13 protein-coding genes are annotated in these 15,509 nt (G+C 41.4%); 5 read left to right on the top strand and 8 right to left on the bottom strand.

Going from position 1 to position 15,509, the window contains the following annotated elements; all coding sequences use genetic code 11:
* Positions 1-103: 103 nt before the first annotated feature.
* Complete coding sequence (locus CLV57_RS16795; protein ID WP_157799203.1) at positions 104-2,539, bottom strand: OstA-like protein; 2,436 nt, start codon at positions 2,537-2,539, stop codon at positions 104-106.
* A gap of 52 nt (positions 2,540-2,591) precedes the next feature.
* On the opposite strand from CLV57_RS16795, the gene tilS reads away from it, so the two are divergent.
* From tilS to recO, 3 genes are read left to right on the top strand one after another with little or no spacing between them, the layout of a single operon-like run.
* Positions 2,592-3,932, top strand: a complete 1,341-nt coding sequence (gene tilS / locus CLV57_RS16790) for a tRNA lysidine(34) synthetase TilS (RefSeq protein WP_100342533.1) — start codon at positions 2,592-2,594, stop codon at positions 3,930-3,932.
* Between the two features lie 29 nt (positions 3,933-3,961).
* Positions 3,962-4,441: a hypothetical protein gene (locus tag CLV57_RS16785; RefSeq protein ID WP_100342532.1), complete on the top strand. Its 480-nt coding sequence runs from the start codon at positions 3,962-3,964 to the stop codon at positions 4,439-4,441.
* 45 nt (positions 4,442-4,486) lie between these two features.
* Positions 4,487-5,212, top strand: coding sequence for a DNA repair protein RecO (gene recO / locus CLV57_RS16780; RefSeq protein ID WP_100342531.1), 726 nt, complete (start codon positions 4,487-4,489; stop codon positions 5,210-5,212).
* Here the strand turns inward: recO and CLV57_RS16775 are convergent.
* The 6 genes from CLV57_RS16775 to CLV57_RS16750 all read right to left on the bottom strand — a co-directional run bounded on the left by CLV57_RS16775 (position 5,209) and on the right by CLV57_RS16750 (position 12,333).
* A complete protein-coding gene (locus tag CLV57_RS16775; RefSeq protein WP_157799202.1) occupies positions 5,209-5,457 on the bottom strand; it encodes a hypothetical protein in 249 nt (82 codons plus the stop codon). The two genes, recO and CLV57_RS16775, sit on opposite strands and share 4 nt — an antisense overlap.
* Positions 5,458-5,724: 267 nt before the next feature.
* The gene (locus tag CLV57_RS16770) at positions 5,725-6,339 is read right to left on the bottom strand and encodes a hypothetical protein (protein WP_100342529.1); all 615 of its coding nucleotides are present in this window, start codon (positions 6,337-6,339) and stop codon (positions 5,725-5,727) included.
* 114 nt (positions 6,340-6,453) lie between these two features.
* A complete protein-coding gene (locus CLV57_RS16765) occupies positions 6,454-10,206 on the bottom strand; it encodes a sensor histidine kinase (protein ID WP_100342528.1) in 3,753 nt (1,250 codons plus the stop codon).
* Positions 10,207-10,284: 78 nt separating this feature from the next.
* On the bottom strand, positions 10,285-11,172 hold the full coding sequence (gene fabD / locus CLV57_RS16760) for an ACP S-malonyltransferase (protein ID WP_100342527.1): 888 nt from the start codon (positions 11,170-11,172) through the stop codon (positions 10,285-10,287).
* 96 nt (positions 11,173-11,268) lie between these two features.
* Positions 11,269-11,907: a GTP cyclohydrolase I FolE gene (folE, locus tag CLV57_RS16755; RefSeq protein WP_100342526.1), complete on the bottom strand. Its 639-nt coding sequence runs from the start codon at positions 11,905-11,907 to the stop codon at positions 11,269-11,271.
* Between the two features lie 9 nt (positions 11,908-11,916).
* Positions 11,917-12,333 carry a 6-pyruvoyl trahydropterin synthase family protein gene (locus tag CLV57_RS16750; protein ID WP_100342878.1) on the bottom strand — a complete coding sequence of 139 codons (417 nt, stop codon included), beginning with the start codon at positions 12,331-12,333 and terminating at the stop codon, positions 11,917-11,919.
* A 169-nt stretch (positions 12,334-12,502) separates the two neighbouring features.
* Here CLV57_RS16750 and mqnB point away from each other — a divergent pair, with 169 nt between their 5' ends.
* Together mqnB and CLV57_RS16740 are read left to right on the top strand one after the other, a co-directional pair.
* Positions 12,503-13,165: a futalosine hydrolase gene (gene mqnB, locus CLV57_RS16745; protein WP_100342525.1), complete on the top strand. Its 663-nt coding sequence runs from the start codon at positions 12,503-12,505 to the stop codon at positions 13,163-13,165.
* A 73-nt stretch (positions 13,166-13,238) separates the two neighbouring features.
* Positions 13,239-14,141, top strand: a complete 903-nt coding sequence (locus tag CLV57_RS16740) for a menaquinone biosynthesis family protein (protein ID WP_100342524.1) — start codon at positions 13,239-13,241, stop codon at positions 14,139-14,141.
* A 48-nt stretch (positions 14,142-14,189) separates the two neighbouring features.
* Here CLV57_RS16740 and hemA read toward each other — a convergent pair whose 3' ends face one another.
* A complete protein-coding gene (hemA, locus tag CLV57_RS16735; RefSeq protein ID WP_100342523.1) occupies positions 14,190-15,416 on the bottom strand; it encodes a glutamyl-tRNA reductase in 1,227 nt (408 codons plus the stop codon).
* Positions 15,417-15,509: the final 93 nt, after the last annotated feature.

The following is a 15,509-nucleotide window of genomic DNA, read 5'->3' as shown; positions in this document are numbered from 1 at the left end:
CTTGATGGGACGGTTTATTGTTGAAACTGCGAAGGCTTTAGCCAAACTTTAGAGCATGCTTTAAAAGCGACTTCCCTGTCTTAGCAATTACATGCGGCGTAAGTTAGTTACTTATTATCACCTCATAAGTAACCGGCTTAGGCGGAACAGCCTTTTTGGTTGCTGAATCAGCAGCCGCGGTTTGCGGTGATGTCCCCGTAACTTTTTTGCCATCATCTTTTTTGCCACCTGTTGCGCCTGTTGTTCCGGGCTTTTTGCCTGCGGGTGGTTTGACCGAGGTGGCAGCTTTACTTGGCTTATTAGCAACACCTGTTATAGCTTCTTTAGATGCCGGGCGCTCCTTGGGTTTCCATATAAAGCCTTTCAGTATCTTATCGTCGTCTTTTAACTTAACAGGCGGGTTTACCTTGTTTTCAGTATTGCCATAAGTGTTTCCCCGGCTTAGTTTTCCATTTTTAAAATTGGCTTTAACCAGGTTGCCTATGGTGTGTACCATTTCGGTAACCCGGTTTTTAACGGTATCGCGGTTATAATAAATGGTCTCCGCATTGCCGTCAATGGTCAGGGTATTTAAGCGGTTGTCTTTAAAAGTGCCATGTATTTTACGTCCTGCCGCCTGATTAAAGTGTAACGAATCGTTCTTTTCAATATTTACAATAAAGCCATTGGGGAACATATCTACATTGTCCAGCTTGCGGTTCTTCATTTGCAGCGCAATGGTGTCGCCGGTTAGCTGTGACCCCTGTGTCCAGATGATTGGATTAACATACATGCGAATGGTCGAGTCGCTGCTACTATAAAATAGTGAGTCGGCCTTGGCCTGCAGATCTGATTTGAATATTTTGGCAGCATGATAACCTACAATGATCCTGATCCTTGAGGTATCCGTCAGTTTATTAGGGTTTAAAGCCAATGTATCTTTAGCCGGAACGGACTTCTTTGCAACAACTTTAGCTGTACTATCCCCCTTAGGTGGTGCCGGCTTAGCAACAACCTTGGGCGCAGGCTTCGGCTTAGGCGAAAAGAAATCGCGCTTAATAAAACTGGTATCAATTGATACGCTTGGTACCTTTACCGTTAGCACCTTTGGTAAATTGGCCTTTGTGTACACGATCGACGGCACTTTTTTTGCCGCCGTGTCGGGGTGTTCCAACAGGTAGCGCGCCAACTTCATCGCTTTCAGCTCCTTAAAGGTAATAACACGTGTGTCAATGGTATCGGCCCCCATATACATGGAGTCAACACCAGCTGTACGTTTAGCTATCGAGTCCTTTGATAGGGTTTTTATGCTGTCGCGTTTGGGTGCAGCAATAACTTTTTCAATGGCTTGTTTCCTTGCCTCGGTTATTTGGTTGTTAATAGCTGTGTTTATTCTGGCCGACTGGTTCTGTACCTGCTGAGGAGTAGTCACAGGTGATTTAATAGCTTTTTGCGCGGCTTTCATTACCGAGTCTGTCACGGCTTTTAATGTTGCCTGTGCTGGTAAAGCGGTTTGTGCAGGTAATGCATTTGCGGGCAGGCTTTGCCTTATTACAGCAGCAGCATTTGTCGCTTTATTTATGGCCGGGGCATTTTTAGCCAAAATTAAAGCTGTAGAATCTTTTTTGATAACGGAATCCTTTTTTGCCGATGAATTGTTTTTGCTGCTGTCTTGCGTTACGAATATCACATAGGGGTTTTGCGTAATAATGGCCCGCTCGGCAGCTTTGTAGTATTCACCTAAGTGGCCTTTAACTACTATATGCTGTTCTTTGTCATCAAACACCACATTTTTAACCGCGCGGCCGTATCCTTTCAGTCTGTCATAAAATAAGCTATCACCTTTTAATGATTTTGTGCCTTGCGTATAAAGGTTCTTTTTGCCAAAGAAAGCCTGTTCCGGTATAGTTTCATAGCGGCCATCTTCGGTGTAAAGCACATCTTTGTCTTTTGTGCCGGTTATAGTGGTTGGCCCATAAAACCATGATATCCTGGTTCCGGAATTGTATCTTAACGTGTCGGTTTTTATAATAGCATCCGGCGTAGTAAGCACCACATTGTACCTAAAGTAAGCATCGCGACTGCCAGCAAAGTAATAACCATTTTGACTCACCAACGTATTTTCTTTGTTGAACAGCTTGCCTCCGCCGGTATAAGTACCATATTTTGTAGCAGTGTTGTAAGTAAAATAATCGGTAAGCAAGGTGGCGTCTTTATCAACCATTTTAACGTTTCCGGTAAGGGTTGCTATCTTGGTGTTGCCGTCGTAATGCAGCTTGTCTGAGTAAATATGCAGCGTGTCGCCCTGGTTAATAATAACATGACCAAAGGCATCAACCAGGTTGTCGTCAAAGTAGGCCAGCGAGCTATCAGCGGTAAGGGTAGAAAAATCTTGTTTAAATACGCCCTCCTTGAACTTATACACAACTTTACCCGAAGGCAGCTTGGCACGGCTTGATACTTTTGACGATATCAACTCTATGCGTGATCTGCCCGGTTTTTGCGCAATTGCAGCGCCGGTAATAAACAGTAAAAGGAACCCTAAAATATATTTACTCACTACGGCAAAATTAGTTTTTTGCAGGGGCTTATTAAATTAATAATTTTGATGAATGCTGCCGCTTAAACGTTTTATCGCTTTTATAGAACAAAATTGCCTTTTTAAAAGCGATAGCCGTTTGCTGATTGCTTTAAGCGGAGGCATTGATTCGGTTGCGCTGGTTCATCTTTTAAAAGCAGCAGGCTACAATTTTGCCATAGCACACTGTAATTTTCAGCTACGTGCAGAAGCCAATACTGATGAAGACTTTTGCCGCCAAATTGCACTCAATAATCAGACAGATTTTCATACCATAAGGTTTAATACCCAGCATTACGCTGCCACAAACAAAGTATCTATACAAATGGCTGCCCGCGAGTTGCGTTATCAATGGTTTGAACAACTGCGTCAGCAGCACCACTATGATGCTATTGTGTTAGCGCATCACCAAAACGATACAGTTGAAACAATATTGTTGAACCTTGTGCGGGGTACAGGTATTGCCGGTATGCACGGTATTCTACCCCAAAATGGCTACCTGGTAAGGCCTATGCTTTGTTTTACACGTAACGAAATAGAGCAGATAGTTATAGAAAATGATTTGGCTTATGTTGAAGATAGCTCCAACGCATCTGTTAAATATGCGCGTAATAAAATACGCCATTTGGTGGTGCCGCAGCTTAAGGAGCTCAACCCATCGTTAGAACAAACTTTTGAAAACAACCTGAAGCATTTCAAAGAGCTGGAGCAATTACTGGAGTTGAGAGTAGAAGAGGCACGGAAGCAAATTCTTACCTACCACAATGAGGAAATACATCTATCGGTTGAAGCGGTAAAAAAATTGGTTCCGCAGCGCTTGTTGCTCTTTAAGCTCCTACAGCCTTACGGTTTTAGCGAACAGGTTATTGATGATGTGATTACCAGCCTTTACAAACATGCAGGTAGGCAATTTGAAGCAACGTTGACTGGAAATATGTTGCTGCTTGACAGAGGTAAACTAATACTCACGCAGGCTCCCCGGATAGTTCCTGATTTATTGATATCCGCAGGCGATGAGGTTGCAATGGCTGAAACCTTTAAGCTAACCATCACCAGAAAAAGCGAGCCCATTATTATTACAGACAATGTAATGATGGTTGCCGTTGACACCGACAAATTACAGTACCCCTTGCAGGTTCGCCACTGGCAGCAAAGCGATCAATTTTTTCCGTTGGGCATGAGGGGGCGCAAAAAAATGAGCGATTTTTTTATCAGTCTGAAGGTTCCGCTGCATAAAAAAAATGCTGTGCCCTTGCTGGTAAATGGTAACGGCGATATTATCTGGGTAGGAGGGTACAGGTTAGACGATAGATATAAAGTAACCCGCAACACTAAAAAAGTAACTATATTAGAGTTGGTGCCTGTTGCCCAATAATAACTATACTTTGATATATTTGAACAATAATGGGCGAGAAAGCGGTATTTACAGAAAAGCAATATTTAGGGCGGGAGTTTATTCCTATAACCATACGGTTGGTATTGGCCATGTTTTGCTTTGCCGCTTATGTTTTTACTGATGAGCGCGAAAATACCGGCAACTTACTGGCAGTGGTAGGTTTTGCTATTATTATCATTTCTATTATAATGGGCTTTTTGCTGCACTTTCGCACGCGCGTTCAAAACAAAAGTGTACTGATAGATGGCCTGTGGACAACCCGTTTGGTAAAAATTGATTTGAATAGCATTGTAAAAGTTGAAAAAGCAGCATATAGCCGGTATCTGTTTAATAACCCTGTTTATAACCTCCATTCAAAAGGGGTGATCAGATTTTATGCTGCCGGTAATGATGCCATTTATCTTACCGACCGTGATGGGCTGGTTTATATTGTGGGTTCACAGCATCCTAATGAACTTTTGCGCGCCATCCAGGCAGAAATGAAGTAATATGTTTCTAAGCCATTGTTTTCAATAGCATATTAATTTACCGTTATGCTGCACAAAACCCGGGGCATTGTAATAAAAACTACTGATTACGCCGAAAGCAGCGTTATTGTGCAAGTGTTTACCGAAAAGTTCGGTCTGCAATCATACATCATTAACGGAGTTAAAAAGCCCAAGGCAAAGATCAGCCGGAATATGTTGCAGCCGCTGCATTTGTTAGATATGGTGGTGTATCACAAAAATACAGGTGGTATACAGCGTATCTCTGAGTTGAAAAACGCGCCTTTACTGCAAACCATCCCTTATGATATTGTTAAGAGCAGTATTGTGCTGTTTTTAAATGAAGTGGTCTACAAAACAGTAAAACAGCAAACTGCCGACGAAAATCTGTTTGATTTTTTGTTCAGTTCGGTAGAATTTCTGGATCATCAAACTGAGGGGCTTGCCAATTTTCACCTGCTGTTTTTATTGAACCTCACCCGTTATCTGGGCTTTTATCCCGACAGATACCTCTCAGGTGAGGCTGATTATTTTGACCTTAAGAATGGTACCTTTCAACGCTACAAGCCGGATGGCCTGCAGTATTTATCACCGCCTTACACGCAGCTTTTCAGTGCTTTATTGCAAAGCGGCTTTAGCAGTGCGGTGGCCCTCAAAATTAGCAATGAAGACCGCCGCCACCTGATATCAAAACTGTTAGATTATTACGCCTTACATACCGAAAACTTCGGCAACGTACGTTCGCACGAAGTATTGGAAGAGGTGCTTTCTTAGCTGTGGCCTAAAACCTGTTTTTTAATATAATTAATGCACGAATCAGGAATAGGCGAACCTTCTACCTGAACCAGTGAACCATCGGCGTTTATTTTTAAGTCGGCCTTTAGGTTCTCATCAATAATTACATGTAATATATTTTGTTCTTTCTCTACCTGGCAGGATACTTCCCGCTCTGCATAGCTAATGGTGAATTTATATTTACCATCTCTTTCGGCAGGTATGGTGTCTGGAGTGGTTGTCATAGTTATAATTTTTAATGGTTTGTAATTATATAACACCACAAGCCCAGGTATGTTTACGCGTAAAATACTTAAAAACAAAAAGAGAAAGCTGTTGGGCCCTCTCTTCTGTATTAACTGATCTGTAAAATGCTACACGAACGTTACGCTATGGTTCTATATAACAATTAAACAAATATAGTATTAAGTAAACAGCTGCTTAGTATTACCGCTGCAATACTTTTGCACATTTATGCAAAGTGTTAACATTGTGTGCAATTATTTTCAAGCTTAGTTAAGCAGTGTCTTTTTTTGTCTGGCTGCTGCTTCTACCGCTTCAGAGTATCGAAGTTCGGGTTTTACGGTAACTGCTTTTTGGTTATTAAGTAAAAGCAAGCGCTTATCAATCTCGGCAACATCAGCCTTTAAGCCGCTGTTAGCAGCAAGGGCGCGTGCTTGCTGAAGATCGGTTTTTGCTAAAGCTACTTCTCCCAGATCTGTTTTTATACCGGCCAGTACCAGCAGGTTACCCAGCAAAAGTTTTGTATCATGTGTTAGTGCATTGCTTTGCAGCAGGTACCATTTAGCTTCTGAATACCTGTTATGTAGTAAATAAAGCTTGGCCAGATCGCTAAAATTATATCCGGCCTCCTGGTATACTCTGAAACGCATGTTGTGCTTAGCCTGCTTCATTACGGCCTGCTCAACTTTGTCAAAATCAAAAACTACAGGCAGTTTAAAGTTGAGTAATGGGAGCGATTTTACATTGGTGTGTGCCAAATTAAAAGCCGGTGCCACAAAAGCTGGCACTTGCGCAATGGCAGGGTAACGTACCTTTTTTTTCCAGAACTGGGCTGATGTGTTAAGGCTTATTGCGCAACACGCAATGAGTAAATAAAATCTCATTAAAATAATTTATGTAGCTTTTAAATCAAATTGCTTATAACGCAAATATACTACTTAATGTTATACAAAGGTTGTTGTAAAACAATGGTTTATATATAAGAGCCGGCGCAAATATTAACCAGCTTTTGGAAAGTTAAGGTAAAATGAGGTTCCTTCGCCTGTTTTTGTTTCAAACCAAACTTTGCCGCCCGCGTTTTCAATCGAATTTTTTACAAAGGCGAGGCCTAAACCCGTACCCGAACTTTTGGTGGTGAAGTTAGGTTCAAATATTTTTTCGCGCATATTTTCGGGTATACCGTTACCATTATCTTTTATGGTGAAGAGTATATTTTTTTCGCTGGTTTCATAGCTTATGTCAATAACGCCGGCTCTTTCCGGAGGGGTTGCTTCAATAGCATTTTTCAGCAGGTTATTGAAACAACGCAGCAACTGGTCGCGGTCGGCATTAATAATAAATGGCCGTTCGGATGCATTGTATTTTATGGTGAAGTTATCCATTTGTTTAAAAATGATAACCGCCTGGTTGATCACGTCAAAAACATTGAACTTATCCAAACGCGTATCAGGCATTTTGGCAAAGGCCGAAAACTCAGATGCAATGGAGGATAAACTCTCAATCTGCTCAACGAATGATTTACTGAAACGCTCAAACTTCTGGTCAAAGCGCGGATCTTTCTCCCGCCATGATTTTTCAAGCAACTGTAAGCCTAATTTAAGTGGCGTTAACGGATTTTTGATCTCGTGCGCAACCTGCTTTGCCATTTCCCGCCACGCGCTCTCTCGCTCAGATTGTGCCAGTTTTAATGCGCTTTGCTCAAGCGCGGCTATCATTTTGTTGTATTCAGTTATTAATGCGCCAATCTCATCATCCCGGTGCCATTGAATAGGCTCAATTTTCTGGCCGTAAATGGTTTTACTTAAACTCTGCTGAATAAAGTTCAGCGGATATGTTATCTGCCTTGCAATAATAACTGCGAACAAGCCTATCGCTATAAAAATTAACGCGTAAATATTGATCATTACGTTGAGTAATGTACCTATGCGTTCACGATAGTCGGCTTCATTTGAAAAATAGGGTAACTGTAAATAAGCTATCGTTTCGTTCTTGTTGGTATTTCTTATGGAAGCATAAACCGCTTTATATCGCAGCTCACCTATCCTTTCCTCATTAATATATTCAGAGCGTTGCAACTTACTAAGGTGTATAAATGAGCGCGCATCCATTTTACCAGCAACCAAGCCGGCTTCGTAAATTCGGGGTTGCGTGGTTACCTTAACATTTCCTTTCGCGTCAAAAATGGTAAGGTCGGCAGCGTACGATTCTGCCAGCTCATCAAGCGCTATTTGTGCTGTCTCGTTGTTATCGCTAATGTATTCGCCGCGGGCGTTCTCTATGGTATTGGCAATACGCACAATTTTATCCCTGATAGTTTTTTCCTGCTGGCTTTGATACTGTGTGCTGATAGAAGCGTAGGTAACCGCGCCAACCAATATCAATGTTACAACAACGGCCGATACCATTGAAACCTGGATGCGGGTTTTATAAAGTACCTTATCAAAATTGAGGCGCACCCCCCATTTTATGCGGTTATTGGTAATGGTTAATATTTTGATACGTGTCCATGCCCATACAAATGCCATTACCAATGCTCCAAACACCAATAAAATGATGAAAAAGAAAGTAAGCGAGGTTATAATATTGAATATAGGGCGTTCAATTTTGCTGGCTACAATCAGGCTTCTGTCGTTAGGCTTAAATATTAGATGGCTGTAACTTTCAACCGGATCATACCATATATTATTAAACACATTTGATTGTTTAAAGATAGCATCCCCGGTAATGCCGTTAAAGCCCGCTTCAGAAGTAGGATCGTTGATGAGATTATATACATAATTTCCGGCCTGCGAGGTTAACTTATTATCTGAATAAAAAGCGTATGAGTAGTCTTTAAAATTATTTTCAGTGGTTATTGGCCCGTCAGCTAACAAAGCAGGGAAGTAATCTGTATTATGCAAGGTATTTGAACCGAGTTCCACAACAATTTTGCCCACTGTTTCGCCATCTTTTTTAACTGGCAGAATGGCAAAATAACTGAGCAACCCAAAGGTGGTTTGCCTGTAAAAGAAATCAGAAACCTTAAATGATCCGTATTCAACCATCAGCGCAAAAATATTAAACGAGTAATTTTCATTACCGCTTAATGGCTTATCAAGATGGTCAAACGTGTGTATCTTCAGATCAAATTTTGACAGGTATCCATCAAAATAACGCTTTTGTAAATAATTTTTGATGTGCTCATCCCCGGGTTTATCAGTCGTAAAGTAGTCGGTTATGATCCTGTCTGTAATAATTTTATTTTCAATTTTTTTAAAATAGCTATCGGCTATAGCATCATCTGGCGTTCTTAAATTTTTAATAAGCAGTTGCCTGGTTGCCCGTTCTTTTACCTTTTGAAATGAGGTTAGAGAAATTGCCGAAATGAATGAGCATATAAATACAAGTGCAGCCAGTGAGCGGTAACTCAATACGCCATGCTCGCAGAAATATGCATAACCACGCACAATAACTATAGCTGCCCAAAGCACATAAAATACACTTACTTGCCTGTACTCTATGTACCAGCCGAGTGTGCACAAGGCAATGCCAGCTATAAATAAAATAAGCTGTTGCTTTGTAGGTATAGGCAACTGCACACAAACAACTAAAAGAACTTCAACCAACAGGCAGAATGTTAAAAAGCTGAAGCACAACATGAGCAGGCCATAACCACTATAAACGGATAGGTTAAGTACGTTGCTTACATCAAAACTTATGTTTGATTGAATAACCAGATCAGCAAAGAGGTTGTACAATACCGTTGAAATGATTACCAGAACAGCAAAGCAACTTACAAAAATAGCGTATGATGAAAATGCGCCAGGGATAAACTGAAGCAGTTTTTGCCTTATATGATACAGGAATATGACGAACCAGCACAGCGCCAGTATGTTTATACAAAGGTCGCCTAAAGAGGGTACAATAATGCCATCGGTAAAAAGCTTAATATCAAACAGCTTTAAATTGCTTGTTATATCCGGCCAGTGATAAATGAGATTGATTGACCTGATCCCTATAATAAATGTAGCCAGTATGGTAAGCGATAAAAAGGGCAGGCCCTTTCGTGCTATGTAGTTGCAGGAGTTTTGGACAAAAATGCCGGCCACCATAAATGCCAAAAACCAAAGTGTTAGTTCGGTATAATAAAAACGCGAATTGATCTTGCCCGATACTGCCTTAACTGAAAAAAGGTAATGATTATTAACATCATGTACCTCATAAATGTCTTTATTGTCGGTAAAGTCGGCAATGGTAATATTATTGTCCTGAGTAAGCTCGCTGTTAAACGTGTTTTGCAGATACGGGTTTTCAAAAACATAGGTGTTTTTTATGGGAATAAAAAACACAAGCGCGAAAGTTCCTTCGCTTTTTTTTATGGCTTCGTAATAACCATTTTGGCCGTGTATAAATGAAACGCCCTCTTTTAAGTTATTTATATTATGCGGAATAACTTCAATACCGCTCCAAAAGGTAACGGTATTATTTTTAGCGATAATAAAATTGATGCCATTTGTCGCGGTAACTTCATTGATCAACCTAAGCCCGCCTTTTTCTTTTCCGCCTATGCTTTTAAACTGGTTTAAAGCCGCTTTGTCTTGAATAAGACTGTAAATGTAACTTTCTTTTTTATGAAGATTTCTTTCCAGTTCTTTGGCGCTTTCGCGCATGCCCGCCTCTGCGGTGTAAGTTTTGTGAACAATTAAAGCTGTGAGCAGCAAGCTGCCCGCCAACAGGAATAGCATCAAACGTATTTTACCGGAATAGCTCAAGTGATAGAAAAGTGATTTTATGTAAACTTACACACTTAAATAAAAAAAAGCCGCTTTAGTTTGCGGCTTCTTTATTTTTTATTGTTGTATCTGGGCGCTTTCGGTAGCAATTTGCCGGTTTACTTTTTTAACCAGTCCCTGCAAAACGTTGCCTGGTCCAACCTCGGTAAAATGGGTAGCACCATTTTCAAGCATGTGCATTACAGTTTGCGTCCAGCGCACAGCGCCGGTTAATTGCGCAATAAGGTTATGTTTTATCTGCTCCGGATGTGTGTACGGTTTGGCATCAATGTTTTGATAAACCGGGCATACCGGCTCATTAATGGTGGTATTTACAATGGCATGCTCCAACTCAACACGAGCTGATTCCATTAACGGCGAGTGGAAAGCGCCACCCACATTTAATTTGATGGCACGTTTGGCGCCTGCTTCGGTCATCAATTCGCAAGCTTTGTCAACACCGGCGATGGTACCAGATATAACCAGTTGACCCGGACAATTATAGTTAGCCGGAACAACTACATCGCTTACACGCTGGCAAATATCTTCAACGGTAAAATCGTCCAGGCCTAATATAGCGGCCATAGTTGATGGCTGTAATTCGCAGGCTTTTTGCATGGCGTTAGCGCGCGAAGCAACCAAACGCAGTCCATCTTCAAATGACAATGCGTTGGCAGCTACTAAAGCTGAAAACTCGCCCAATGAGTGACCTGCAACCATTTCGGGTTTAAAGTCGTCGCCAAGTACTTTGGCCAATATAACAGAGTGTAAAAATATAGCAGGCTGTGTTACGTTGGTTTGCTTAAGGTCTTCGTCAGTACCGTTAAACATAACATCAGTAATGCGGAAACCTAATATGTTATTAGCCTGCTCAAATAATTCGCGTGCTTTTTCTGATGTGTCGTACAGGTCCTTGCCCATACCTACAAACTGGGCGCCCTGGCCCGGAAAAATGTATGCTTTCATGCCCCCTAACCCCCTAAAGGGGGAATTTAGTTTTAAAGTTATTAATCAGTTTATAATTATTGCCCGGTAACTCCCCATTCAGGGGGGCGGGGGGGCTTAACTCAGTTTCTGTGAAATTAAGTTAAGAAACTCCGCTCTTGTTTTTTCCTGTAAAAAGCCGCCGGTAAATGCCGATGTGGTGGTAACCGAGTTTTGTTTTTGCACACCGCGCATGCACATGCACAGGTGACGGCACTCAATTACTACGCCCACGCCAATTGGCTTCAGGGTTTCCTGTATGCAATCACGTATCTCGTTGGTGAGGCGTTCCTGCACCTGCAAACGCCGCGAGTAAACATCAACCACGCGAGGGATCTTGCTTAGCCCTACTACATAACCGTTTGGTATATAAGCAATGTGTGCCTTGCCGAAGAATGGCAGCATGTGGTGTTCGCACATAGAATAAACTTCAATGTCTTTTACCACCACCATCTGGCTATACTCTTCTTTAAATAAAGCCGAGTTAAGGATTTGCCTTGCATCAAGGTCGTAGCCCTGGGTAAGGTAGAGCATAGCTTTAGCCACACGCTCGGGCGTTTTTAACAAGCCTTCACGCTCCGGATGCTCACCTAATTGTTTCAGGATCTCTTTATAATGACCTGATAAACTGGCTATCAGTTCGGGGTTGTAACGGTCTATTTTTTCGTAGCCGTAAATGTCATCATCCCTGTCGGGGATATTGTTTATATCGCTCATTTTGCGGAATTAGTCGCCAAAATATTCAGCCGAATTGTTTTCGGTCTCAAATAACCTAACCGAGTGCAAAAACACACCTTCATAAGCTTCAATAGGCCCTTTAAGCTGATTGAATATCTCTATGCAAAGCAACTCTGTTGATGCCATTTTACCTTTCATAAAATCAACATCCATGTTAAGGTTTTTATGATCAAGTTTTTCAATAACATGTTCGTTAATGATCTCTTTGAGCTCTTTCAGGTCAATTAAATAGCCGGTGGCATGGGTAATTTCTCCTTTAACGGTAACAAATAAGTTGTAGTTATGTCCGTGCCAGTTGGGGTTAGCGCATTTGCCAAAAACTTCGGCATTTTTTTCTGCGCTCCACTCCTCACGGTACATGCGGTGTGCGGCATTAAAATGTTCTCTGCGCGTTACGTGTATCATCATAATTTTAATGGGTGCAAATATACAACTTTTGCCTTGGCGTTTTTGTTTTAGTAGCAGTTGCAGTGCTAAGTTGCAGTCATTTTTTGAGTGTAATTTAATTGCTCCTGCTACTGCAACAATAACAAACTAACACAGTAAACACTTATATTAGCATAAAAACAAGCGTATGCGCATTTTAATAGTAGCTGCAACACAACCGGAAGTGGAGCCTTTAATTGAAGCGCTGGGTTTGCAGCGCAAAGATGAGCCTGATCTGTTTTTACCGCGTCATGCATCGGTAGCTAACTGCTCAGTATTGATAACCGGCGCGGGCATGGTGCCAACTGCTTTTGCGTTGGGTCGGCATTTACCGCACAACGTATACAACCTGGTAATTAACCTGGGTATTGCAGGCAGCTTTGACCGTAACATTCCTTTAGGCAGCGTTGCCGAGATAACCAAAGATACCTTTGCTGAATTAGGTGCTGAAGACGACACCCGCTTCATCAGCATTGAGCAATTGGGTTTGGGCGCAGGTATATTTACGCCAACCAGCAGTATTGATCAATTCATTCTTAAAATGGATACTTTAAAAGCTACGGCTATTACGGTAAATAGAGTGCATGGTAACGAAGATTCAATTGCAGCTGTAGCCGTGCGACTCAATCCGCAGCTGGAAAGTATGGAAGGCGCGGCATTTTTTTATGCCTGTCATCAACTCAAGGTGCCGGGTGTGCAGATCAGGGCTGTGTCAAATTATGTTGAAAAACGTAACCGCGATAACTGGCAGATAGGGCTTGCTGTAAAAAATCTGAATACATTTGCGCTGGATTTGATCAGACAACTATAATGAGTGAATTAGCGGGTGAGTGAATTAGCGAATATTACTAATCACTGGTCACTAATCACTAATCTCTACCATCATGAAATTAACACTCGGTTTTTCGCCTTGCCCTAATGATACGTTTATTTTCGATGCCCTCATTCACCATAAAATAGACACCGAAGGCCTGGAGTTTGAAGTATTTTATGATGATGTGGAAACGCTTAATCAAAAAGCTTTCCGCGGAGAACTGGATATTACCAAATTAAGCTATCACGCTTTTGCCTATGTGGCAGATCAATATGTGCTGTTAGATGCCGGCAGCGCATTGGGCTTTGGTGTAGGGCCATTGCTAATATTTAAACCACCTATTGACAGATTTATTGATAATTCTCCTAAAGAGATCATAAAGGGAGAAGATGGAGAGGGATTTACCGTTGATCTAACGGAAGTGATATCTAAATTAAGAATAGGAATACCCGGTAAGTATACCACCGCTAATTTCTTATTAAGTTTATTGTTGCCTGATGCTCAGCATAAAATTGAAATGGTTTTCTCAGGTATTGAGGATGCATTATTGAAAGATGAGATAGACTTCGGCCTCATTATTCACGAGAACAGGTTTACCTATCAAAACAGAGGTTTAAAGAAATTTATTGATCTGGGCGATTTTTGGGAGAAAAAAACCGGCTGCGCCATACCTCTTGGCGGCATAGTTGCCAACCGGAATTTACCGGCTGAAGTTCAGCATAAAATAAACCGGGTGCTGCGTAAATCGGTTGAATTTGCTTTTGCTAATCCAAAATCGGGCTTAGACTTTATCAAACAACACGCGCAGGAGATGAGCGAAGAAGTAATGTATAAGCATATAGAGCTTTACGTTAACAAATATTCAATTGATCTTGGCGAAGAAGGCCGCAAAGCCATTAATATATTATTTGATACAGCGTTGGAAAAAGGAATAATACCGGAAATTAAAAAGGGATTGTTTTTAACGGAATAAAAGTCCGGTAGTTTTCGCTATCGGACCTCTATAACCTTGTATTGCTAATTAATTACTGTTGATCAATATATCTTTAGCCATTACCATTGGTACACTGATATATTTTTTCTCCATATAGTTAATAACACGCTCCAGTACCTCACGAGATTGCTTGTCCATTCCTTGCACTTCATCAGCAAAAACACTGTTAATGGCAGTGTTGCGTATTTCTTTTATTTTCTCGGGTACACAACGCATAGCCAGTTCAATACGGCGTTGTTTCAACTGTTGCAAAAATTCGCAGATGTTATTCTCTATAATTGCTTCCGCATGTACTAATTCCTGGTAGCGTTCCTGCAAATTACGTTTTGCAACCTCGGTAAGCGAGTGTACCTCAATAAAATTAATGGGGAACTGCTCTAATACTTCCGGAGCAGTATCATTAGGTATGGCAAGGTCAACAATGGTTTTGCGCGTAGTTTCACCCGCTAACAATGAAGCGTAGATCTCAGGTGTAATGATAGGCTCAACTGCTGACGTACAAGTAATGATCACATCAAAACCTTTGTTGTATATTTTTAACGCTTCCAGATCATAAGCTTCGCCGTTCAAGTCGGCAGCCAGTTTTTCGGCTTTAGCTAACGTACGGTTAAACACCGAGAAGTTAGAGAACTTGTGTTTTTGAAGGTATTTAGAAATGTTTTGGTTGGTTTCGCCTGCACCGATGATGAGGATGCGGGCGTTGGTGCAAAGTTTAAGGCTATTTAATTTGCGGTAAGCTAATGAAACAACCGAGATGGGGTTTTTAGAGATGTTGGTATGTGTGTAAACCTCTTTAGCAGTTTTAACCACACAACTCATAAACATTCGCATACCATCGCCGGTTAAACCTGCCTCGCGGCAATGCTCATAGGCCCGGCGCAGCTGGGCCAGTATCTCTTTTTCACCAACAACCAAACTCTCTAAAGAGCATGATGTTCTTAACAGGTGGTTAAGGGCATCCTTGTCTTCGTAAATTAAGGCAGCGTCAATAAAGGTATCCATGTGGTTAGGACATAACCCTATATCCATGCGCTCAATAAAGCGTGTAGCAAATGCTTTATCAACCAACGTAGGCGTGAGCATTACAAACTCAACACGGTTGCAGGTAGCCAGGTAAAATATTTCGGCAATACCGAATTCAGCCTTTACCGCGGCCAGTTTATCAGTCAGGCTCTCCTGACAGATAACCAGCTTACCCAACTCCTTCAGCTCAATCTGTTTGTGCGTAAATGCTATTACCTTTAAATACTTCAAAGCAAGTTTAAATTTAACCCAACAAAAATAATATCCTGCCGTTGAACCTCTGTCAAAAGTTTGTCATTACCCTTTATTTATAACGGGTATAAA

Origin of the sequence: Mucilaginibacter auburnensis, from assembly GCF_002797815.1 — a bacterium.
In the GTDB taxonomy this organism is placed as follows: domain Bacteria; phylum Bacteroidota; class Bacteroidia; order Sphingobacteriales; family Sphingobacteriaceae; genus Mucilaginibacter; species Mucilaginibacter auburnensis.
This window is presented reverse-complemented; position numbering and strand designations above follow the sequence as displayed.

Bases quoted from the DNA above. Each gene is read 5' to 3' on its own strand.
- tilS (WP_100342533.1), top strand. From the start codon at position 2,592: ATGCTGCCGCTTAAACGTTTTATCGCTTTTATAGAACAAAATTGCCTT.
- CLV57_RS16785 (WP_100342532.1), top strand. From the start codon at position 3,962: ATGGGCGAGAAAGCGGTATTTACAGAAAAGCAATATTTAGGGCGGGAG.
- recO (WP_100342531.1), top strand. From the start codon at position 4,487: ATGCTGCACAAAACCCGGGGCATTGTAATAAAAACTACTGATTACGCC.
- CLV57_RS16775 (WP_157799202.1), bottom strand. From the start codon at position 5,457: ATGACAACCACTCCAGACACCATACCTGCCGAAAGAGATGGTAAATAT.
- CLV57_RS16770 (WP_100342529.1), bottom strand. From the start codon at position 6,339: ATGAGATTTTATTTACTCATTGCGTGTTGCGCAATAAGCCTTAACACA.
- fabD (WP_100342527.1), bottom strand. From the start codon at position 11,172: ATGAAAGCATACATTTTTCCGGGCCAGGGCGCCCAGTTTGTAGGTATG.
- folE (WP_100342526.1), bottom strand. From the start codon at position 11,907: ATGAGCGATATAAACAATATCCCCGACAGGGATGATGACATTTACGGC.
- CLV57_RS16750 (WP_100342878.1), bottom strand. From the start codon at position 12,333: ATGATACACGTAACGCGCAGAGAACATTTTAATGCCGCACACCGCATG.
- mqnB (WP_100342525.1), top strand. From the start codon at position 12,503: ATGCGCATTTTAATAGTAGCTGCAACACAACCGGAAGTGGAGCCTTTA.
- CLV57_RS16740 (WP_100342524.1), top strand. From the start codon at position 13,239: ATGAAATTAACACTCGGTTTTTCGCCTTGCCCTAATGATACGTTTATT.